Source organism: Actinoplanes solisilvae (genome assembly GCF_003999975.1).
GTDB lineage: Bacteria > Actinomycetota > Actinomycetes > Mycobacteriales > Micromonosporaceae > Actinoplanes > Actinoplanes solisilvae.
Genome location: NZ_RJAC01000002.1, coordinates 128,360 through 150,233, shown reverse-complemented (window position 1 = coordinate 150,233; position 21,874 = coordinate 128,360). Strand labels below are relative to the sequence as shown.

Annotated in this window: 15 protein-coding genes and 1 pseudogene; 11 read left to right on the top strand and 5 right to left on the bottom strand. The window is 71.7% G+C overall.

All coding sequences use genetic code 11. The annotated features are described in order from the left end of the window. Positions 1–15: 15 nt before the first annotated feature. A complete protein-coding gene (ilvA, locus tag EER30_RS07495; RefSeq protein ID WP_127499625.1) occupies positions 16–1,266 on the top strand; it encodes a threonine ammonia-lyase in 1,251 nt (416 codons plus the stop codon). A gap of 47 nt (positions 1,267–1,313) precedes the next feature. On the opposite strand, the gene greA is transcribed toward ilvA, so the two are convergent. Together greA and EER30_RS07485 are read right to left on the bottom strand one after the other, a co-directional pair. Further along, a complete protein-coding gene (gene greA / locus EER30_RS07490) occupies positions 1,314–1,808 on the bottom strand; it encodes a transcription elongation factor GreA (RefSeq protein ID WP_127499624.1) in 495 nt (164 codons plus the stop codon). Positions 1,809–1,968: 160 nt separating this feature from the next. Continuing rightward, a complete protein-coding gene (locus EER30_RS07485) occupies positions 1,969–2,388 on the bottom strand; it encodes a DUF4307 domain-containing protein (RefSeq protein ID WP_127499623.1) in 420 nt (139 codons plus the stop codon). A gap of 111 nt (positions 2,389–2,499) precedes the next feature. Here EER30_RS07485 and mca point away from each other — a divergent pair, with 111 nt between their 5' ends. From mca to EER30_RS07430, 9 genes and pseudogenes are all read left to right on the top strand, one after another. Beyond that, positions 2,500–3,381 carry a mycothiol conjugate amidase Mca gene (gene mca, locus EER30_RS07480; protein ID WP_127499622.1) on the top strand — a complete coding sequence of 294 codons (882 nt, stop codon included), beginning with the start codon at positions 2,500–2,502 and terminating at the stop codon, positions 3,379–3,381. A gap of 16 nt (positions 3,382–3,397) precedes the next feature. Next, positions 3,398–3,757: a hypothetical protein gene (locus EER30_RS07475; protein WP_127499621.1), complete on the top strand. Its 360-nt coding sequence runs from the start codon at positions 3,398–3,400 to the stop codon at positions 3,755–3,757. Positions 3,758–4,006: 249 nt separating this feature from the next. Continuing rightward, on the top strand, positions 4,007–6,541 hold the full coding sequence (locus tag EER30_RS07470) for a putative bifunctional diguanylate cyclase/phosphodiesterase (RefSeq protein WP_127499620.1): 2,535 nt from the start codon (positions 4,007–4,009) through the stop codon (positions 6,539–6,541). Between the two features lie 60 nt (positions 6,542–6,601). After that, positions 6,602–8,596 carry a thioredoxin domain-containing protein gene (locus tag EER30_RS07465; RefSeq protein ID WP_127499619.1) on the top strand — a complete coding sequence of 665 codons (1,995 nt, stop codon included), beginning with the start codon at positions 6,602–6,604 and terminating at the stop codon, positions 8,594–8,596. A gap of 12 nt (positions 8,597–8,608) precedes the next feature. Beyond that, positions 8,609–9,751 (top strand): 5-(carboxyamino)imidazole ribonucleotide synthase, encoded by a 1,143-nt coding sequence (locus EER30_RS07460; protein ID WP_127499618.1) that lies wholly within the window; start codon positions 8,609–8,611, stop codon positions 9,749–9,751. Next, positions 9,752–10,249, top strand: coding sequence for a 5-(carboxyamino)imidazole ribonucleotide mutase (purE, locus tag EER30_RS07455; RefSeq protein WP_127499617.1), 498 nt, complete (start codon positions 9,752–9,754; stop codon positions 10,247–10,249). 9 nt (positions 10,250–10,258) lie between these two features. Then, complete coding sequence (locus tag EER30_RS07450; RefSeq protein WP_127499616.1) at positions 10,259–10,681, top strand: glutaredoxin domain-containing protein; 423 nt, start codon at positions 10,259–10,261, stop codon at positions 10,679–10,681. 892 nt (positions 10,682–11,573) lie between these two features. Beyond that, a pseudogene (locus EER30_RS07435) lies at positions 11,574–12,119 on the top strand (substrate-binding domain-containing protein); the annotation flags it as partial. Between the two features lie 32 nt (positions 12,120–12,151). Continuing rightward, positions 12,152–12,853, top strand: a complete 702-nt coding sequence (locus EER30_RS07430) for an alpha/beta hydrolase (RefSeq protein WP_127499614.1) — start codon at positions 12,152–12,154, stop codon at positions 12,851–12,853. Positions 12,854–13,257: 404 nt separating this feature from the next. On the opposite strand, the gene EER30_RS07425 is transcribed toward EER30_RS07430, so the two are convergent. The 3 genes from EER30_RS07425 to EER30_RS07415 form a co-directional block, all read right to left on the bottom strand. After that, positions 13,258–13,923 carry a histidine phosphatase family protein gene (locus EER30_RS07425; protein ID WP_127499613.1) on the bottom strand — a complete coding sequence of 222 codons (666 nt, stop codon included), beginning with the start codon at positions 13,921–13,923 and terminating at the stop codon, positions 13,258–13,260. Positions 13,924–14,034: 111 nt separating this feature from the next. Further along, positions 14,035–19,008 carry an SCO7613 C-terminal domain-containing membrane protein gene (locus EER30_RS07420; RefSeq protein ID WP_127499612.1) on the bottom strand — a complete coding sequence of 1,658 codons (4,974 nt, stop codon included), beginning with the start codon at positions 19,006–19,008 and terminating at the stop codon, positions 14,035–14,037. Positions 19,009–19,115: 107 nt separating this feature from the next. Then, positions 19,116–20,444 (bottom strand): UDP-glucose dehydrogenase family protein, encoded by a 1,329-nt coding sequence (locus EER30_RS07415; RefSeq protein ID WP_127499611.1) that lies wholly within the window; start codon positions 20,442–20,444, stop codon positions 19,116–19,118. A gap of 88 nt (positions 20,445–20,532) precedes the next feature. Between EER30_RS07415 and EER30_RS07410 the strand changes: the two genes are divergently transcribed. Continuing rightward, positions 20,533–21,687, top strand: a complete 1,155-nt coding sequence (locus EER30_RS07410; protein ID WP_127499610.1) for an acyl-CoA dehydrogenase family protein — start codon at positions 20,533–20,535, stop codon at positions 21,685–21,687. Positions 21,688–21,874 lie beyond the last annotated feature (187 nt).

Here is a 21,874-nt window from a genome sequence, read left to right as displayed (position 1 = left end):
GGCAGCATTCATGGAATGAATGGTGCCCCCCAGCCGCTCGATCTGCTCTCGCTGGCCGACATCCGCAGCGCGCGTGAGCTGCTGAGCGGCGTGGTCAAGACCACGCCGTTGATCCCGTCCCGCCCGTTGACCGAGCTCACCGGCGTAGAAGCCTGGCTCAAGTGCGAGAACCAGCAGCGCGCCGGCTCCTACAAGGTGCGCGGCGCCTACGCGCGCATCGCCCGCCTCTCGGACGCCGAGCGAGCCCGCGGGGTCGTCGCCGCCAGCGCCGGCAACCACGCGCAGGGTGTGGCGCTCGCCGCCTCCCTGCTGGGCGCGCGGTCCACGGTCTTCATGCCCGAGGGGGCGCCGCTGCCCAAGGTCACCGCGACCCGGGGTTACGGTGCGGCGATCGAGTACGCCGGCACGAGTGTGGAAGATTCGCTGGAGGCGGCCCGCGACTTCGCCGACCGTACGGGCGCGGTGTTCATCCACCCGTTCGACCACCCCGACGTCATCGCCGGGCAGGGCACGCTGGGCCTGGAGATCCTCGACCAGTGCCCCGAGGCGGCCACGATCATCACCGCGGTGGGTGGCGGGGGGCTCATCTCGGGGCTGGCGGTCGCGGCGAAGTCGGTGCGGCCCGACATCCGGGTGATCGGCGTGCAGGCCAGCGGCGCGGCGGCGTACCCGCCCTCGCTGGCCGCCGGGTCGCCCCAGCGGCTGGCCCGGGGTGTCACGATCGCCGACGGCATCAACGTGCTGCGGCCCGGTGATCTCACGTTCGCGCACGTCAGCAAGCTGGTCGACGAGATCGTGACGGTCAGCGACGAAGACCTGTCGGCGGCCCTGCTGGTGCTGCTCGAGCGGCACAAGTCGGTGGTCGAGCCGGCCGGGGCGGCGGCCGTGGCGGCGCTGCTCACCGGCGCCTACGTGCCCCAGCCGGACGGCCCGGTGGTGGCCGTCCTGTCGGGCGGCAACATCGACCCGATGCTGCTGTTGCGCGTGATCGAGCACGGGCTGGCGTCGGCCGGCCGTTTCCTGCGGCTGGCCGTGCGCTGCACCGACCGGCCGGGGGAGCTGGCGCGGCTGCTGGGCCAGATCGCCGAGCAGCGGGCAAACGTGGTCGATGTGGCGCATTCACGGCAGAGCCCGCGGCTCAGCTTCGGCGAGGCCGAGGTCGCGCTCTCGGTCGAGACCCGCGGACCGGATCACTCGGCCGCGCTGATCAGCACGCTGCGCGAATCCGGTTACCGGGTCTCGCTGCTGGCCGACACGACCCCATGAAACGAGGAAGCCCGCGGCGAGGGCCGCGGGCTCCCAGAAGTGCGGGATCAGCCCTCGAAGGGACCGAACTTCACGACGGTCACCTTGATGTCGGAGCCGCTGGGCGCCGTGTAGGTGACGGTCTGGCCCTCGCTCGCGCCAAGGATGGCCGTGCCCAGCGCCGACTCGGGGCTGTAGACGGTGAGGTCGGTGGTGGAGGAGATCTCACGCGAGCCGAGCAGGAACGTCTCGGTGTCGCTCTGGTCGTCGTCGAAGTAGATCGTCACGACCGAACCGGGGGCGACCTTGTCCGCCGTGGGCGCCTCGCCGACCTCGGAGGTGCGGAGGAACTCCTTTAGGTACAGGATCCGGCCCTCCTGGCGGCTCTGCTCCTCGCGGGCGGCGTGGTAGCCACCGTTCTCGCGGAGGTCACCCTCCTCGCGACGCGCGTTGATCTCCGCGGCGACCGCCGGGCGTCCGGCGATCAGCTCGTCGAGCTCGGCCTGAAGCCGGTCGTGAGCGTCCTGAGAAAGCCAAGTCTTGGGCGCCTCTGAACTGGACACGGTCGATCTCCTTGCTGGAACGGGGGCACGATCGGAAAAGTAAAAAGCTCAGCATCACTGGGGGCGATGCTGAACGGAGCGAATCACTAAGCTTACCAGCGGTACGCATACCGTCTGGTTTGCTCGATCTTGCACTAGTTGTACGCGGAGCGGCACCCGGTTAATCGGCCGGTTGACAACGCACGATGTCGCCGACGCTGGCGCGCGATTTCGTGGGCACCGACTCTTTCGCGTCGATCGATCGGCCGTCGCCCTCGGCCCGCACGACGACCGTGCGCCGGCCGACCTCGAAACCGTCGTAGTCGCGGGCGCGCAGAATGCACTCGGCCGCGCGGCCGGCGGGAACCCGCACCTTGAACTCGATCGTCATCACGGCGTCGGACGGTTCCGACCAGCCGACGATCTGGGGTTCGTAGTCGGTCTGGCCGAACTGCTGGAAGAGCCGCACCGAGAGCAGCAGGGAGGCGCCGACGACGAGGACCAGCACGAGGATCGGCAGCACCGGCCGGCGGCGGCCGGAGCGGCGCCGTCCGTAGCGTCCCGGCGGGAAGGCCGGGGCTGTGGTGCGCGTCTCGCTCACCTGTGGCACCTCTCGTGCGTTTCCTGTCGGGGGGATCCGACAGAATGGCAGGGTCCATTCTCGCAGCCGACACCGTCCCGCTCGCCGCGGGTCAGGTCCGAGGAGACTTCAGTGGCTGAGCAGTTGCGCCTCATGGCGGTTCACGCACACCCCGACGACGAGTCCAGCAAGGGCGCCGCGACGATGGCGCGCTACGTCGCCGAGGGCGCGCGCGTGATGGTCGCGACGTGCACGGGGGGCGAGCGCGGCAGCGTGCTCAACCCGCGGATGGACCGTCCCGAGGTGTGGGAGAACATCTCCGAGATCCGCCGCGCCGAGATGGACAAGGCCCGCGAGATCCTCGGCGTCGAGCAGTCGTGGCTCGGCTTCGTCGACTCGGGCCTGCCCGAGGGCGACCCGCTGCCCCCGCTCCCCGAGGGCTGCTTCGGCCTGCAGGACCCCGAGGCCGCCGCCATCCCGCTGATCAAGCTGATCCGCGAGTTCCGCCCCCATGTCATGACCACCTATGACGAGAACGGCGGTTACCCCCACCCCGACCACATCATGTGCCACAAGGTGTCGGTGGCGGCGTTCGACGCGGCCGGCGACCCCGAGCGCTACCCCGAACTGGGCGAGCCGTGGCAGCCGATGAAGCTCTACTACAACTCCGGCTGGACCCGCGCGCGCATGCTCGCGCTGCACGAGGGCATGATCGCCGCCGGTCTCGAGTCGCCCTACACCGAGTGGCTCGAGAAGTGGAACGACCGGGAAGACCGGGGCGACAAGATCACCACCCGGGTCGAGTGCGGCGAGTTCTTCGAGACCCGCGACGACGCGCTGCGCGCCCATGCCACCCAGGTCGACCCCGACGGCTTCTGGTTCAAGATCCCGCTCGACCTGCAGCAGAAGGTGTGGCCGACCGAGGACTTCGAGCTGGCCCGTTCACTGGTCGACAGCCCGATCCCCGAATCCGACCTGTTCGCGGGCATCCGCGAGTCGGTCGAGGCTCGCTGAGCGGTACAGTCGCCCTATGGATATGACCACCTTCGCGGTCAACAATTTCGGCGACACCCGGTCGGGTGGCCTGGCCGGCCCGATGGGGCTGTTCGTCATCGTGCTCATGTCCATAGCGACTGTCCTGCTGATCCGCAACATGAACAAGCGCTTGCGTCGGCTTCCCGACAGTTTTCCTGACGCGAAGCAGACGCAGCGTGAGGCTGAGATTGCTCAGCTGAATGCCGACCTCGCCCGTTCCGGTGTCGCCGAGGGTGTCGCAGACAGCGACACGAGTCGATCCACCGCGACGGGAGTCGCAACGGAGGGCGAGGTCACGGGCAATACTACTCAGCGTGACGGCGACTCCGCGGACGGCGACCCGCGCCGCGTTTGACCTCGTCGCAGGCTTGCCGGTCGCGCCGGGCGACAACACCCACCGTATTGGTCTGACCTAAGGGTGATACGGGTCGTACGTCAAGCCCTGTTCTGTTCATCGGTATTGATTTAGCCTTCCGCCGGGGGCTTCGCCGCCCCCGATCCCTGCGCGGAAGGGGGCGCCGAAAATGACCATTCCCCGCCCCCCGTTTTCTCCACTGCAGATGCACGTGCATCCGCGAGTGCCACTGTTCAAGTGGAGTTTTCCGTGACCGCGCACGAGGTCACCGAGGCCCCCGTCCGTCGATCCTGGATCGACGTCGTCGGCCTCGCCGGCCGTTCCCGGGGAGTCCGCGCCCTCACCGCCACGGTGACCGGCTCGGCTGTCGCGGTGGCCGTGCTCGCCGTCCTGCTGCCCGTCGACCGCCCGGCCGACCGTCCACTCACGCCGGTCGCCGGCGCCGCGCTGGCCGTGCTGCTCGTGGCCGCCGGTCAACTGGCCCGGCTGCGCTTCCGGCTCGGCCGCGGCGTGGTCTCGGTGAGCTGGGGCGAGGCCGCCTTCATCATCGGCTTCGTCGTGGGCCCGCCCGGCTGGCTGCCCGCCGCGACGCTGATCGGTGCCCTCGTCGCCTGGGCGCTGCTCTCCTGGTGGGACTCGCACCACAACGTGGCCGAGGTCGCCCACCTGGCCGCGTCGCTGACCCTCGGCACGGCCGCCGCGACCGCCGTGACCCAGCTCGTGGCCGGCGACACCGCGGTTCTGAGCACCCGCACGATGGCCGGCCTGATCGTCGGCGCGCTCGTCTACCTGGGCATCACCTTCGGGCTGGCCACGCTGACCCTCACCCTGCACCGCGACGCGCCCGCCCGGCAGATCCTGCTCCGGGCCTCGTACGCCAAGATCCCGATGTTCGTCGGGAACGTGGTGGTCGGCCTGGCCGCCATCCACGCCGTGGTCGACGGCCCGCTCTGGCTGCTCGCGTTCGTGCCCGGCCTGTGGCTGCTCCAGCGCACCTACCGCTTCCACCTGCGCGCCGAGGAGGAACGCCGCATGTGGGAGGCGTTCTCGGCGGCCACCGCGAAGCTGCCCGGCGGCACCGAGGTCGAGGTCGCGGCGGCCGGGCTGACCGCCGCGCTCGAGGTCTTCGGCGCCCGCCGCGTCGAGATCGAGGTGCGCGGCGACTCGTACGTCGAGGAGGGCCCCGGACAGGACAACGCGGTGGCCGGCCTGCCCGGACCCGCGATCACCAGGTCCATGGCGGTCGGCGGAGAACCCGTCGGAGAGCTGACCGTGTGGCTCTCCGACCCCACCCTGCCGGCCCCGCGCGACGAGGCCGCCATCTCCGCGTTCGGCGACGCCCTGGCCGGCGCGCTGCACGACGCGGCGACCCGCGCCCGGCTGGCCCGGCTCGAACAGCGCGCCGCCCGCGACGTCGCCGAAGACAGACTGACCGGTCTGCTCAACCGTGGCACCCTGCTGACCCGCGGCGATCAACTGCTGCGCTCACTCGAACGCGGCCGCCCGGTCGCGCTGCTGCTGCTCGACATCAACGACTTCCGCGAGGTCAACGGCGTCCTCGGGCACCGCCACGGCGACGAGGTGCTGCGCGTCATCGCCGGCCGGCTGAGCGAGCTGGCCCGCGACGGCGAGCTGGTCGCCCGCACCGGCGATGACGAGTTCGCCCTGCTCCTGCCGACTGTCGTCACCCTCACCGACTCGGCCGTGCCACTGCTCGAACAGCCCAGCCCGCTGCCGGCCGCCCTGCGCCGGGCCCGCGAGCTGGTCGAACACCTGATCCGGCCGATGGAGGTGTCCGGCGTACGGCTCGCCGTCGAAGTGGCGATCGGGGTCGCGGCCGCCAACGCCGGGCAGGCCGACCTCACCGAGCTGGTCCGGCGCGCGTCCCTCGCGCTGCGCCAGGCCAAGCGGCAGCGGGTGGCGGTCAGCGCCTTCGACACCGGCCAGGACGCGGTCACCACCGACGGGCTGGCCCTGCTCGCCGAGCTGCAGGACGCGCTCGCCGCCGACGACCAGATCCTGCTCCACCTGCAACCCGCGGTCGACCTGGTCACCGCCGCGCCGACCGGCGTCGAGGCGCTCGTGCGCTGGCGGCACCCGCGCCGCGGCCAGCTCTCACCGAACGAGTTCGTCCCCGCCGTCGAACACTCCGCCGAGCTGCACACCGCGTTCACCGTCCGCGTCCTCGACCTGGCCCTCGAAGCGGCCGGCGGGTGGCAGGCGGCCGGCATCGACGTGCCCGTCTCGGTCAACGTGTCGGCCCGCAGCCTGCTCGACCCCGGCTTCCCCACCCAGGTCGCCGAGGCGCTGCGCCGCCACCACGCGTCCGCCGCCCACCTGGTCCTCGAGATCACCGAGTCGGTCGCGGTCAGCGAGGAACGCATCGTCGACGAGGTGCTGGCCGAGCTGCGCGACAACGGCATCCAGCTCTCCCTGGACGACTTCGGCACCGGCTACTCGTCCCTCTCGATCGTCACCCGCGCCCCGGTCGACGAGATCAAGATCGACCGCTCCTTCGTCGACGACATGATCGAATCCCCGGCCGCCGAGGCGGTCGTCCGGGGCGCGGTCGAGCTGGGAGCCCGGCTGGGGGTGCGGGTCGTGGCCGAAGGGGTGGAGACGATCGAGCAGAGGGCGGCGCTCGTCGCCCTCAAATGCCCGTCGGCCCAGGGCTACCACTTCTGCAAGCCGATGCCGGCCGACCGCATCGTCCAGGCGCTGACGCAGCTCGCCGAGGCCGCGCCGGCCAACATCCGCCCCCTCCGCGCCGACGACGCCTCGTAGTTATCCCCAACATCGGCCTGCCCCCGAGCCGGCAGCCGCCCGGAGTGAGAGGCTGGGGGCATGGCCAACCGTCTCGCCGGCGCGACCTCGCCCTATCTGCTCCAGCACGCTGACAACCCGGTGGACTGGTACGAATGGTCCGACGAAGCGTTCGCCGAGGCGAAGCGCCGTGACGTGCCGGTTCTGATCTCCGTCGGGTACGCGGCCTGTCACTGGTGTCACGTCATGGCTCACGAGTCCTTCGAGGACGAGCAGGTCGCCAAGCTCATGAACGACGGGTTCGTCGCGATCAAGGTCGACCGCGAGGAGCGGCCCGACGTCGACGCCGTCTACATGACCGCCACCCAGGCCATGACCGGTCAGGGCGGCTGGCCGATGACCGTGTTCGCCACCCCCGACGGCAATCCCTTCTTCTGCGGCACCTACTTCCCCAAGGCCAACTTCTCCCGCCTGCTCGACTCCGTCACCGCCGCCTGGCGCGACCAGCGCGAGCAGGTCGTCCAGCAGGGCGCGAGCGTCGTCGAGGCGATCGGTGGCGCTCAGCTCGTCGGCGGCCCCAAGGCGCCCATCAGCGCCGAGCTGCTTCTCGCCGCCGCCAACGGCCTGCTCAAAGATCAGGACACGACCAACGGCGGGTTCGGCGGCGCCCCGAAGTTCCCGCCGCACATGAGCCTGCTCTTCCTGCTGCGCCACCACCAGCGCACCGGCGAGCCCGAGGCGCTCGAGGCCGTACGCTTCGCCGCCGAGCGCATGGCCCGCGGCGGCATCTACGACCAGCTCGCCGGCGGCTTCGCGCGCTACGCGGTCGACGCGACCTGGACGGTGCCCCACTTCGAGAAGATGCTCTACGACAACGCCCTGCTGCTGCGGGCCTACACGCAGCTCTGGCGTCTTACCGGCGACCCGTTCGCCCGGCGCATCGCGGACGAGACGGCCGAGTTCATGCTGCGCGACCTGGGGACGAAAGACGGCGGCCTGGCCTCCGCGCTCGACGCCGACGCGGCCGGGGTCGAGGGCCTGACCTACGCGTGGAAGCCCGCCGAGCTGAAGCAGGTGCTCGGCGACGACGACGGCGGGTGGGCGGCCGACCTGTTCGGGGTCACCGAGCAGGGCACCTTCGAGCACGGCAGCAGTGTCCTCGTGCTGGCCCGCGACATCGACGCCGCCGACCCGTCCCTGATCGACCGCTGGCGTGACGTGCGCGAACGCCTCCTGGCCGCCCGCGCCCAGCGGCCCCAGCCGGCCCGCGACGACAAGGTCGTCGCCTCGTGGAACGGCCTGGCCGTCACCGCCCTGGCCGAGCACGGCCTGCTGACCGGGGCCGAGCAGACCCGGGTGGCTGCCATCGAGATCGCCACCGTGCTGGCGGAACGTCATGTGGTCGAGGGTCGGCTGCGCCGCGTGTCCCGCGACGGCGTGGTGGGGGAGCCGGTCGGGGTGCTCGACGACTACGGCTGCGTCGCCGAGGCGTTCCTCGCCGTCCACCAGCTCACCGCCGACGGGGTGTGGCTCGAGCAGGCCCGCGAGCTGATCGACGTGGCGCTCGAGCACTTCGGTACCGGCGAGGGCGGGTTCTACGACACCGCCGACGACGCCGAGCGCCTGGTCACCCGCCCGGCCGACCCGACCGACAACGCCACACCGAGTGGCCTGTCGTCGATCTGTGCGGCCCTGGTGGCGTACGCGGCTCTCAGCGGTGAGCCCAGCTATCGCGAGGCGGCCGACGCGGCCCTGGCCACGGCCGGTCCGGTGATCGGCGGGCACCCCCGCTTCGCCGGCTACGCGGCCGCCGTCGCCGAGGCAGCGCTCACCGGGCCGTACGAGATCGCCATCGCGGCCCCGGCCGGTCAGGAGGGCCCGCTGCTGGCCGCGGCCCTCCGGCACGCCCCTCCCGGCACGGTCATCGTCGCGGGCGCGCCCGACCGGCCCGGCGTGCCTCTGCTGGCCGACCGGCCTCTGCAGAGCGGCGTCCCCACGGCGTACGTGTGCCGGGGTTTTGTCTGTGACCGCCCGGTGACCAGCCCGGACGAGTTGGTGACGCGGCTTACTCGGTAGGCTTGGCGGGCGATGGATACACGAACCGGTCTGCCTGTGGTCGGCATGGTGGGCGGGGGCCAACTGGCCCGCATGACCCACCAGGCCGCTATTTCTCTCGGTCAATCACTGCGCGTGCTGAGCGAGACGCCCGATGACAGTGCCGCGCTGGTCGCGGCCGACGTGCGCATCGGGACGCACACCGACCTGGCCGCGCTGCGCGAGTTCGCGAAGGGCTGCGACGCCGTCACCTTCGACCACGAGCACGTGCCTACCGGGCACATCGAGGCGCTCGAGGCCGAGGGCGTCAAGATTTTCCCCGGTTCCCGGGCGCTGGTCTTCGCCCAGGACAAGGGCATGATGCGCGAGCGGCTCGCCGACCTCGGCGCTCCCGGCCCGCGCTGGGCCCGCGTCGAGAGCGCCGAAGACATCGTGACCTTCGCCGGCGGCGTCTGGCCGGTCGTGGCCAAGGCGACCCGCGGCGGCTACGACGGCCGCGGCGTCTGGATGCTCGACTCGCCCGAGCAGGCCGCCGAGCTCGTCGCGACCGGCACCCCGCTGATCGTCGAAGAGCGGGTGACCCTGCGCCGCGAGATCGCCGCCCTCGTCGCCCGCTCCCCGTTCGGCCAGGTCGCGGCCTACCCCGTGGTCGAGACCGTGCAGAAGAACGGCATCTGCGTCGAGGTCCTCGCCCCGGCGCCCGACCTCGACGAGAAGCTGGCCCTCAAGGCCCAGCAGCTCGCCATCGACCTGGCCACCGAACTCGGCATCGTCGGCCTGCTGGCGGTCGAGCTGTTCGAGACCGACAGCGGCCTGAAGATCAACGAGCTCGCCATGCGCCCGCACAACTCCGGCCACTGGACCATCGAGGGCGCCCGCACCTCCCAGTTCGAGCAGCACCTGCGCGCCGTCCTCGACTACCCGATGGGCGAGACCGCACTCACCGCCCCCGCGGTCGTCATGGCCAACGTGCTCGGTGGCGAGCCCGGCGGCATCTCGATCGACGAACGTCTGCACCACCTCTTCGCCGAAGATCCCGGCGCCCGCGTGCACCTCTACGGCAAGCAGGTCCGCCCCGGCCGCAAGATCGGCCACGTGACCGTGCTCGGCGACGACATGACCTCGGTCCGGGCCCGCGCGGCCCGCGCCGCCCAGTGGCTCCAGGAAGGCCGGTAAATGGCACCGCTTGTCGGAATCATCATGGGCAGCGACTCCGACTGGCCCACGATGGAGGCCGCCGCGCTGGCCCTGGCCGAGTTCGAGGTCCCGTTCGAGGTCGGCGTGGTCTCCGCCCACCGCACCGTCCGCAAGATGGTCGACTACGCCGAGAGCGCCGCCGAGCGTGGCCTCCAAGCGATCATCGCCGGGGCCGGCGGGGCCGCTCACCTGCCCGGCATGGTCGCCGCGCTCACCCCGCTGCCCGTGATCGGCGTCCCCGTGCCGCTCAAGCACCTCGACGGCATGGACTCCCTGCTCTCGATCGTGCAGATGCCCGCCGGCGTCCCCGTCGCGACCGTCTCGATCGGCGGCGCCCGCAACGCCGGCCTGCTCGCCGTCCGCATCCTCGGCGCGTCCGACCCGGCACTACGCCGGAAAATGTCCGATTTTCAGGCCGGTCTGGAAAAGCTCGTAGCCGAGAAAGACGCCGCCCTGCGCGACCGCCTGCTCGGGTAACGTTCGGTCATGACGCGACGCTGGCATTCCACGGTCGGCTACGCGGTCGCCGGCCTGGTCGTCGGTGGCCTGCTCGTCGCGAGCGGCTCGACGCTGGCCGGCGTCCTCGTCCTGGTGGTCTTCCTCGGCGCCGCGGTCGTCTTCTCACCCCGCGCGTTCCCCGAGTCGATCACCGACGAGTCAGCCCGGGACGCCCAGTCCCGTGACGGCCGGCCGATCATCTACTGGCGCCCCGGCTGCCCGTTCTGCCTGCGCCTGCGCACCTCCCTGGCCCGCGAAGCCCGCCGATACCACTGGGTCGACATCTGGTCCGACCCCGACGGCGCCGCCTCGGTCCGCTCGGTCGCCGACGGCAACGAAACCGTCCCCACGGTCGTCACACCCGATCGCTCCTATGTGAACCCGTCACCCCGCACAGTCAAAAGCCTTTAACGTACGGGGTTCCCGACGCGTGCTTCCGCACGGCCACGCTCGGTGGGTGGTCACCCTCCTCACGCTGCTTCCGGGCTGTCCCGCGTTCATTCGCGCTAGAGAGCCTCCGGACTCGAGGTCTGCCCTGGAGGCCCGGTGCAGGCATTCGGTTCGCGCGGCCGTTCGCCGCGGGTCCCAGACCATCTCACCCGTGACGGCCGGTTGCGGTGACTGGTTGGTCGCGCAGGCTGTCCAGGCCGGCCACCGTCGGGGTGCCGCACTGGTGCGGCCGGTCGCGGTGGCCGGTTGGCTCGCTGCCGTGCCTAAAACCAGGAAACGGGCCCTTCCCCGGCTTGATCGTTGAGCTGATCCTTGAAGTAGGGGCCTCAATCGCGTTCCAGGGGCCTGAAACCAGAATCTCGGATCGATCATGGAAGGGAAGGGGCCTGTATTCCTGAACATGGGAACTGTTGTTCGGCTTGACTGCTTGTCAGCGCAACCGGCGGCACCGGGCGGCACCACGACGCGGGCCTGCCTGGGAAGCCTCGGTGACCACCGTGCCGCCGCGACCGGCCACGGGAAGCGGATGCCCGACCGGGGCCGAATGCCCGACCGGGGCCGAATGCTCGACCGGGGCCGAATGCTCGACCGGGGCCGATGCCCGACCCGGGACAGCTGAGGGCAGACCTCCGCGGCAAAGCTCTCTGGAACCGCGTTCAGCGCACGAATCTACGATCGAGGCAGCCGGCACGATCGGAGGCGGTCATCGACTTCTGGTGGAGTGTGGCGCTCGCGGGCCTCGGCATCGTCGTGACCGGCATCGCGGCGATCTACGAGTTCGTCGTCAAGGGCCGCAAGCGGCTCGGCTACCGGGTGCAGATGGACGCGACCGCCAACGACGTGGGCGACGCCGCAGATCCGCCGGCTTTACCGTGGCGAGATCACCAACTGGTCCCAGATCGGCGGCCGCGACGAACCGGTCCGCCTGATCAGCCGCAACCCCGGCTCCGGAACACGGGCCGCCTTCCAACGGCGCGTCCTCGACGGCGTCCGCGAACCGGGCAGCAACTCCGACACCTGCCGAGACCGAGACCCCGGTACGCCACCCGGCGTGGTCCGCTGCGCCCGCGACTCCACCGAGGACGTGCTACGCACGGTAGCCGGCACCCCCGGCGCTCTCGGTTACAGCGAACTGGGCGCCGCCACCGACCGTGACAATCTGGCCCTCGTACGGATCGACGGTCACCCCGCGGCGGTCGTCGACGCCGACAACGGCACCTACCCTTTCTGGGAGACCGAGCTCGGCTACACCCACGGCGACCCGGAGGCGCACTCCTTGACCGCGAGCTTCCTGCGTTACCTGACCAACCAGCTGGGCGCCGACATCATCCGCTCCCACGGGGACCGCCCCTGGGCCGAACTGGCCAACCCGCAGCTCTGCCACCCGGCACCCCTGTGATCACCTGGGCCGATCCCGTCGAGTCCGCCGGTGTGACCGAGCGTCCGTTCCGCGTGAGCAGCCCGTCGGGCCCGGTGCCCGGCATCCTGTGGTCACCCGTTTCGGTTGCCACCCGTCGCCCGCTGGTCCTGCTAGGACACGGTGGCAGCGGCCACAAACGGAACGCCCGGACGGTCGAACTGGCCACCTGGTTCGTTCTCGAGGCGGGCCTGTCCGTCGCGGCCATCGACGGCCCCAGCCACGGCGACCGCGGGACACTCCCCGACTACCGCACCCGGGTCCGAGCCGAGGGCATGCCCGCGATCCTCGACCACATGGCCGCCGACTGGCTGACCACCGTCGACGCGCTGGCGCCCGAGGCCGACACGGACACCATCGCCTACATCGGAACGTCGATGGGGGCCCGCTTCGGGATACCCACGTCGGTAGCCCTCGGGCCCCGCCTGCGAGCGGTCGTCCTCGGCAAGTTCGGCCTGCGGGCCGCCCCCGCCCCACTGAGGGCGATAGACACACCCGCCCGTACGACCGCCGACGCTCGCAGGCTGACCGCACCCACGCTTTTCCACCTCCAGTGGCACGACGAAATCTTCCCCCGCCAGAGCCAACTGACCCTCTTCGACCACTTGGCCTCCCCCGACAAACAGCTCATAGCTCACCCCGGCCCCCACGCCACCACCCCACCCACCGCGATCGCCCACTGGCGCGCCTTCGTCCTGCGAAACTTGTCGGCCTGAGCCGCGCTTGCATTCGTCTATTCAATGGCGGTAATCGTCGGCGGCCGTCGCGACGGCACGGACAGAGAGCCATACCGCCATGTCGACCAGATCCGACTCGTTCGACCGGTAGTGACCAGATGGCCCGGCGGCCACGCGGCGGCTCCCCGTTTCCCGAGGGCGGCAGCATGCGCGATGCCGAGAACGTAACGGCGGCTGTTGCCCAGGGCGGTCGAGCCGGTGGCGCCGATCGCGGAATGCCGACGACCAGTAGTGGATCGCCGGGCGATTCGCCGACGGGTCATCCGACCCGCATCCCGGCCAGGGCTGATGACTCGGTCAAGCGCTCCCTCGCACGAGAGAACGCCGGTGCCGTGGCCATCGCGGCGAACGGCCGCACTCTGGACGAGATTCGAAGAATCTGGTTATTTCAGGTGGCCGGTGTCGTTCAGGGTGACTATGGCGTGGTTGTGGAAGTAGTCGTCCTCGTGGAGCGTGGTTATGCCGCCGGGGGAGAAGCGGAACGCCACGCGGCCCGCGGCTTCCAGGGGCATTTCCATCCAGGCGGCCAGGAGGAACGTGGCGGCCATGCCGTGGGTGACGATCACCTGGTGGGGCGCTTCGGAGGTCAGGATTCGGGTCAGGGCCGCGTCGACTCGGACGGCCAGGTCCCATTTTGTCTCGGCGCCGGGTGGGCCCTCGTCGTGGCGCATGCGTTCGCCGGTCGCGGGTGGGGGGATGAAGCGGGCGTCCAGCCAGGACTGGGGACGGCCGCCGGCTTCGCCGAAGGACTTCTCGCTTAGGCCGGGGTCGAAGAGTGGCTTGGTGTTGAGGCGGGTGGCGATGACTTCGGCTGTTCGGCGAGTACGCAGCAGGTCGGAAGAGTGGACTTCCGCGGTGGGCGGGCCCGCCGAGAACGCGCTGGGCGGGTGGGCCGACGAATTGCTGGGCAGACGGTCGGCCAAGGCGTCGGCGATGTCGTGGGCGTGGGTTACGCCGCGATCCGTGAGGTCGGAGTCGTGCCAGCCGCCCACCAAGCCGTCGACGTGGTGGGTTGCCTCGGGGTGGGTGACTACGTAGAGGGTTTTCATGTGCTCTCGGCTTTCGTCGTGGGCCCGCCCGCAGCGGGCGCAGGGAGGGTGACCCACCACTTAGCCGGGTCTGTCGAAGCAGTACGCGTCGGGGAACTCGTACGAAATGGGTTAGCGCATTTTGACGAGGGCGCCGCGCAGACCCTCCCGCGTGCGGCGGCGGTTCTCGTTGGTGGCGCCGACCCAGAGCAGGATGATGCCCAGCGGGACCAGGACCAGCCACGGGCCGACCAGCGTGACAGCGAAGTGGACGGCGGCGAAGAGCGTGGCAGCGGCGCCGACGACCACGGGGGCCTGCTGGCGGGTGCGGGAGCCGATGATCAGGGTGGCTACGGCGGCCAGCAGGAGCAGCACCTCGCGCAGTTCGCCGCCGTTGCCGGAGAGGACTATGCCGATGGTGGGCACGAAGGCGGCCAGCAGGGCGGGGCCGTAGGCGGCCCAGCTGCTCAGGTCGGGGCGGTCGCGGGACTCGATGACGCCGACGAGCAGGGCCAGGGCGGCGAAGGGGAGCGTGTAGGCCTCGGGCAGGCCCACGTCGGCCAGGGCGATGAAGAGCCACCAGCCGATGATCTCGAAGCCGACGGCGGTCCAGAACAGGGCGCGTCGCTGGCGGGCGGGGCGGCCGGCGCGGGCGGCGGCCAAGCCTAGGACGGCGCCCCAGGCGGCCAGCATCGCGGCCAGGTGGGCGGGGGAGTCGAAGGCCATGACGGCGGCGATCAGGGCGGAGGCGTAGCCGCTCCACTCGATCGTCGTGGCTTCGGCGCGGTATTGCGGGAGGCCCAGGCGGGGCACCGTGGCCTCGAGGATCAGCAGGGCGGCGCCGACGGCCAGCACGCCGAAGGCGGCCCAGGGGCGGGCCACACCGGCGGCGATCGCGGCGGTGAGGACGAAGAACTGGGCCATGACCGCGGCGAACAGCCAACCCAGGATGCGGGCGAAGCGGCTCTTGCCGCTCAGCGCGGCGGCCAGGCCGACGAAGACGGCGCTGCCCAGCGTGAGCAGGGTGAGGCGCTGCTCGGCGAGGCTGCCGGCCAGACCCGCGTTGCCGGCCAGCAGGCCGATGATGAAGACGATGGTGCGCACCGTGCCCAGCAGCGACGAGCGGCGGCCGGCGGGCGGCGGGGTGAGGGCCAGGCCGAGCATCGAGATGGTGAAGACGACCAGTGCCGCCGTGGTGGCGGTGGGGTAGGGGGCGTCGAGTGCGATCGGTGCGATCAGGATGGTGATCGCCAGGCCGGGCAGGATCACCGGGACGGCCTCGGAGGCGCGGCCGCCGAAACCGATCGCGGCCAGGGCGGAGGCGCCGGTGAGCAGGACGATCGCCAGGACGCTGGTGCCGTCGACGTAGCCGGACGAGGGCTGTGCGAGGGCCGGGATCGGGCCGTCCCAGATGTGCGAGAGCTGGCCGAGCGGGTCGATCAGGGCGGCGCGCAGGGCGGGGGCGATCGAGAAGATCGCCAGCACGGTGGGGATCAGGGCCAGCACGACGGCGCTGGTGGCCGGGTCGACGAGCCAGCGGCCGGTGAGGCCGAGCGGGCGGCCCGAGGTCCAGCGGCGGGCGCGGTAGGGGCTGCCGGAGAAGACGCCCTCGCGGGCCAGCGTGAGGCCGGGGGCGGGGATCGAGCCGCGCAGGAGTTCGGCCATGACGCCGAGCAGGGCGGCCGCGGCGGCGTAGAGGGCCGTGGGGTGCGAGGTGGGGATCGACGCGAAGGCGGTGATCGTCGCGCCGAGGACCAGGCCCACGGTCGCCCAGGGCAGGAACTGCGGGATGAAGCGGCCGGCCAGCGCGAGCATGGCCAGGCTGAGGCTGGACGCGGCGAGGGCGGCGGTGAGCACGACCATCGCGTCGTGGCGCTGGTCGGCGGCGACGCTGGCCAGCACGCCGGGCAGCGCCAGCATGATCGCGCCGGTGGCCGCGCCGCCGATCTGGGCGCGGTGGCGGGGCATGCCGGTGTCGTCGCGGGCCAGGTCTTCCTCGGCCTCGGGGCTTTCCAGCGGGGCGACGCGGGTGCGGGCCATGACCGCGGTCAGTGCGCCGATCATCACGACGGTCAGCAGGGACAGCGCGGTCGACCAGGGTCGGGCGAGCGAGGCGAGCACCGCGTGGACCAGCACGGCCGCGCCGGCCCCGGCCCGGCAGAGGGCGGCGGCGGGCTCGGTGGCGGCGATGGCGGCCATCGAGTATGCCACGGCGACCGCGGCGCCGATGAGCAGGGGTGACCACCAGGGCAGCCCGAGCGCGAACGGCGCGCCGATCGCGGCCAGGGCCCCGGCAATCGCCGAGAACAGGTGGTTCCACGGGCGCGGGGCGGCGATGGCGGCGGCGATCGACACGGCGACCAGGGCGAACGGGGCCTGCCAGACGCCCGCGCCGGGGCTCGGGTAGGTGATCGGGCCGTCCGACCAGAGCTCGGCCGGCGCGGCCAGCATGCGGATCGCCCCGGCCAGTGCGATGTAGCCCGCGATCGCGCCGACGACCACGCCCGCGACGGCCAGACCGCGGTTGGGGCCGCGGCTCCAGTCTTCGGGCAGCGCGGCCACGCCGAGCGCGACGATGAGCACGACCACGCCCGCGACGGCGAGCGGCGCGTCGGGGAAGGCGAGGGCGAAGACGCGGGCCAGCGCGCCGACGATGGCGACGGTGGCGGCCGCGGCGGCGATGTCGGGGCCGTCGAGCATGCGGTCGCTGCGGCGGCCGCTGTCGATCGACTTCGAGAAGAACAGCAGGCCGGCCGCGACCAGCAGCAGGGCGCCGACCCACACGTCGGGCGCGGTGGCACCGGGCGCGAGCAGGGCGGCCAGGGCCAGGGCGATCGCGCCGAGGCCGGTGCCGGCGGTCAGCGGCAGGCTGATGTCGCGGCGGGCCACCTGGAACACGGCGGCGTAGCTGAGGGTGGCGGCGACGGCGAGGAAGCCGACGGCCAGTGCGGGCACGGTGACCGCCTCGGTCGGCGGTGGACCGTCGCCCTTGTCGCTGACGGCGAGCGCGGCGGTGACCACGGCGCCGGGCAGGGCCAGCGCGGCGGCGCCGGACGCCCAGTCGCCGACCAGCCAGGCGTAGAGGCGGATCGGGATCTGCCGGGCCGCCACGGCGACCATCACACCCGCCCCGGCCAGCGCGGTCAGCACGGCGGCGGTCAGCCAGGCCGCGCCCAGGGCGGCGCCGGCCCCGAAGAGACCGACCACACCGGCCGCGGCCACGTGCACGATCGCTATGCGGCGGGTGGTCGCGGCCAGACCGGCGGCGCCGATGCCGACGGCCGCCACGACCAGCGGCCACGGGGCCTCCGACCAGTTCAGGCCGAGCGAGGCGGGCACGGCCAGGGCGGTCAGGGCGATGCCGGCGACCGCGCCCTCGTGCCGCACGCTGGGCGGCAGGGCGAGCGCGGCGGCGACGGTGGCCACCAGGGCGCTGAACGCGAGCAGCCAGCCGAGATCGCCGGCCGCCTCGGCCAGCCGCTGGGCGTAGCCGGCCGTGTCGGCCTGCCAGACCGGGCGGGCGGCCTGCAGCGGCGCGAGGGCGGCGCGCAGGCAGTCGAGCACCAGGACGACACCGATGAGGACGAGCGCGACCGCGGAGGCGATCTGCGGCCCGCGACGCACCTCGGGCGGAATGAGTGTGACCACGGCCCCGGCGACCGCGATCGCGGCGGCCGCCACGACCAGCGTCCAGGGTGGCGAGACGACCCCGGCGATGCGGGCGGTCGCGCCGATCACGGCCAGCACCAGCACGCCACCGGCGATGTTGCGGGCGGCCAGGTTGTCGAGCAGATAGGCGGCGGCGGTGGCGGTGAGCGCGGCCAGCACCAGCACCAGCCCGGAGCGCAGCGCGTCGGGCAGCACCCGGGCCTGCAGCAGCGCGACCGACGAATAGAGCAGGGCGCCCGCGCTCGCCACGCAGAGCAGCGCGAAGGTCAGCTCGCGAAGCCAGTCGGCCGACGGCGGGGTGGCGGGCGGCGCGAGCGGCACCGAACCGGCCGCGGGGGCGCCCTCAGGCCGTGGGCCGGGGAAGATGCGGGTGCGCAGCCAGCCCTTGCGGCGCCGGCCGGACAGCCCGTGGATGATCAGGTCGGGTTCCTCGGGCGCGCTCTCGGGGCGCTCGGGGGCGTCTTCGTCGAGCGGGTCCGGGTCGACCGTCTCGCGGTCGGCCGGCGCCGGGCGGCCCATCGGCCAGCGCGGCAGCAGGCGGCCCTTGCGGATCACGGTCGTGAGAAGCAGCAGGTCGAGCACGGCGACGACGGTCAGCGCCATGCCCCAGCCGGCCGGGCTCTGGATCATCGGGGCGGCCAGCAGCAGCGGGACGGGCTGGACGGCGACCACGGTCGCGTAGCGCGGCGCGGCGAGCCGGGTGGCGCCGGCGTAGACGAAGCTGGCGACCGACGTGATCGCGAACGTGATGCCCAGGTAGAGCGGCACGGGCACGTCTTCGCCGCCGGTCAGCTCGCTGCCGTGCAGCGCGAACAGGGTGAGCGGCAGCAGGATCAGGCCGACCCACGAGACCGTCTCGCCGGTCGAGCTCAGCCCGCGGCGGGCGATGCCGGGCGCGGCGACCAGCGCGGCCGCCGTGGCCAGGGCGAGGATGAACGCGCGGGCGAACGGGTTGGTCACGGCGACGCCGGCGAAGACCACCGCGGCCACGCCGATGAGCAGCGCGCCCAGCGCGAGCAGGATGTTCTGCACCGACTGGGAGGACTGCTCGGGCGGGTGGTGCTCGGCGCCGGTGAAGCCCGCCGAGCGTCGCGGCGGGGGTGGGGCGACCCGCTCGGTGGGCGGCGGGTCGTCGACCAGCACGGTCACGCCGTCGGTGGCGACGCCGGGCGGGCCGGTGCGCGCGGTTCCGGGGGGTGACCACGTCGGACGCGGTTTGTCGTTGGCGGGGCGCTGGCGGCGGCTCTTCGTCGTCGCCTTCTTCTTCGTGTTCGCGTGCGAGAGGATGTCCCGCTGGAACTGCGCCGCCTGGATCTTGGCCGCGATCTGGGTGCGTTCCTTGGCCGCGGCCATGTCACGGATCTTGAGATCCGCGATCGACGCTTCGATGCGGGCCAGCTCTTCGTCGTAGCCGTCGGGCTGTTCAGCCTGCGCCACGGAACCTCCTCGACCTGCCGGCCACCCGTCTCACTAGAGCATGCCGGTACGACACCTCATTAGAACAGGCTCACGGGGGGCGAGAACCATAGAAAACGCCTAGACGGTCAGCGTCCCATCCCTCGGTAGACCCATCCGGCACGTGTCCACCGGGCGCGGTCCAGGCAGTTCCGCCCATCGATGACCTTCCGCTCGGCGACCAGATCGCCGAGGAGCACCGGGTCGGCGTTGCGGAACTCGGCCCACTCGGTCGCCACGAGAACCAGCGAGGCCCCGCTCACGGCGTCCGTCAGAGTTTCCGCGTACGTCAGATCGGGGCGGGCGTGTCGAGCGTTGTCCATGCCTTCCGGGTCATAGACGCGTACGACGGCACCCGCCTCGGCGTAGGCAGCGGCCACGGCGAGCGCGGGCGCGTCCCGTACGTCATCGGTCTGCGGCTTGAACGTGGCGCCCAGCACCGCGATGCGGGCCCCGGACAGGGCCGGCAGCAGCTCGGCGGCCAGCGTGACCGCCCGTTCCCGTCGCCGCTGGTTGATGAGGTCGACCTCGTGCAGGAACCGCAGGGCCGCGCCCGCGCCCAGTTCCCGCGCGCGGGCCTGGAACGCGCGGATGTCCTTGGGCAGGCAGCCGCCCCCGAAACCCAGCCCCGCCTGCAGGAAGCGGTGGCCGATCCGCGGGTCGTAGCCGATCGCCCGGGCCAGCAGCGTGACGTCACCGCCCGCCACCTCGCAGACCTCGGCCATCGCGTTGATGAAGCTGATCTTGGTGGCGAGATACGCGTTCGCGGCCACCTTGACCAGCTCGGCGGTGGCGAAGTCGGTGACCACGACGGGTACGTCCCGATCCTCGTTCGCGGCCAGGTCGAAGACCCCCTTGTGGGCCGCGTGCAGCCGTTCGCGGGCCCAGTCCGAGCACACCCCGGCGACGATGCGGTGCGGGCGCAGCACGTCCTCGACGGCGTGTCCCTCCTGGAGGAACTCGGGCGACCAGGCCACCTCCACGCCCAGCGACGGGTCGGCGTTCTCGGTCACCAGCCGCTCGACCCAGGCGGTGGTGCCGACGGGGACGGTCGACTTGCCGACGATCAGCGCCCGGCGGGACAGGAGGGGCGCGAGGGACGTCACGACACTCTCGACGAAGCTGAGGTCGGCGCTCTCGCCATCCGGGCGCGGCGGGGTGCCGACGCAGACGAAGTGCACGTCAGCGTGGTCGGCGACCTCTCGCAGCGAGGTAGTGAAGCGCAGACGGCCGGCGGCGAGGTTGCGGCGCAGCAGGTCGTCGAGGCCGGGCTCGTGGAACGGCGCCTCGCCGGTGGCGAGTTTGGATATCTTCGCCTCGTCGACGTCGTAGCCGAGCACGTCGTACCCGAGCTCGGCGAAACAGGCGGCGTAGGTGGCGCCGAGATAGCCGGTGCCCAGGAACGACAGAGTGATCATGTTCCGAGTAACGACCGGACCCCTGGCGGGCGTACGCTACGCGCCAGTAACATAGCGGCGGGACCGCTTGAGTGAAGGAGCCAGGGCGATGAGCGAGTTCGACGTCTACCAGCTGCCGGAGGACCACGAGACCATCCGCGCCGCGGTGCGCGAGGTCTGCGACGCCCGGGTGGCGCCCAACGCGGCCGAGGCCGACGAGACCAGCGAGTTCCCCAAGGCGTCCTACGACGCGCTGCGCTCCAGCGACTTCCACGCGCCGCACATCCCGGTCGAGTACGGCGGCGCCGGCGCGGACGCCCTGGCCACGGCGATCGTCATCGAAGAGGTGGCGCGGGCCTGCGCCTCGTCGTCGCTGATCCCCGCGGTGAACAAGCTGGGCACGATGCCGCTGCTGATCGCCGGCTCAGCCGACCTGAAGCAGCGCTACCTGCCCAAGGTGGCGTCCGGCGAGGCGATGTTCTCCTACTGCCTCTCCGAGCCCGACGCGGGCTCCGACGCGGTGTCGATGACGACCCGGGCCGTGCGCGACGGCGACCACTGGGTGCTCAACGGCGTCAAGCGCTGGATCACCAACGCGGGCGTGTCCGAGTTCTACACGGTCTTCGCGGTCACCGACCCGACAGCCCGGTCGCGCGGCATCTCGGCGTTCGTGATCGAGAAGTCCGACGAGGGTGTCAGCTTCGGCGCGCCCGAGAAGAAGCTGGGCATCAAGGGCTCGCCCACCCGCGAGGTCTACTTCGACAACGTACGCATCCCCGCCGACCGCATGATCGGCGACGAGGGCACGGGCTTCGCGACGGCGATGAAGACGCTCGACCACACCCGGGTCACGATCGCGGCGCAGGCGCTCGGGATCGCGCAGGGCGCACTCGACTTCGCGAAGAACTACGTCAAGGAGCGCAAGCAGTTCGGCAAGCCGATCGCCGACTTCCAGGGCGTGCAGTTCATGCTGGCCGACATGGGCATGAAGCTCGAGGCGGCCCGCCAGCTCACCTACGCCGCCGCCGGCAAGAGCGAACGCGGCGACGCCGACCTGACCTACTTCGGCGCGGCCGCGAAATGCTTCGCCTCCGACGCGGCCATGGAGATCACCACCGACGCGGTCCAGCTCCTGGGCGGCTACGGCTACACCCGCGACTACCCGGTCGAACGCATGATGCGCGACGCCAAAATCACCCAGATCTACGAAGGCACCAATCAAGTTCAGCGAATCGTCATGGCGAGGCAGCTTTTGAAGGGCTGAAAGGCAAGTTTTCGCAGGTAAGAGCGGGGTTGACTGCAAGTAGTCAGCCCCGTTTTGCTATCTACGAGTGCCCATTGAATCCTGCGATTCACGAATGTGTGCTCCGGGCTTGGCGGGATCGGCGCTGGCGAGCGGATCGCGTGCGCGTTTGGAGGGGAGTTTTCCCAGTTCAGAGGCGAGGGGCCGC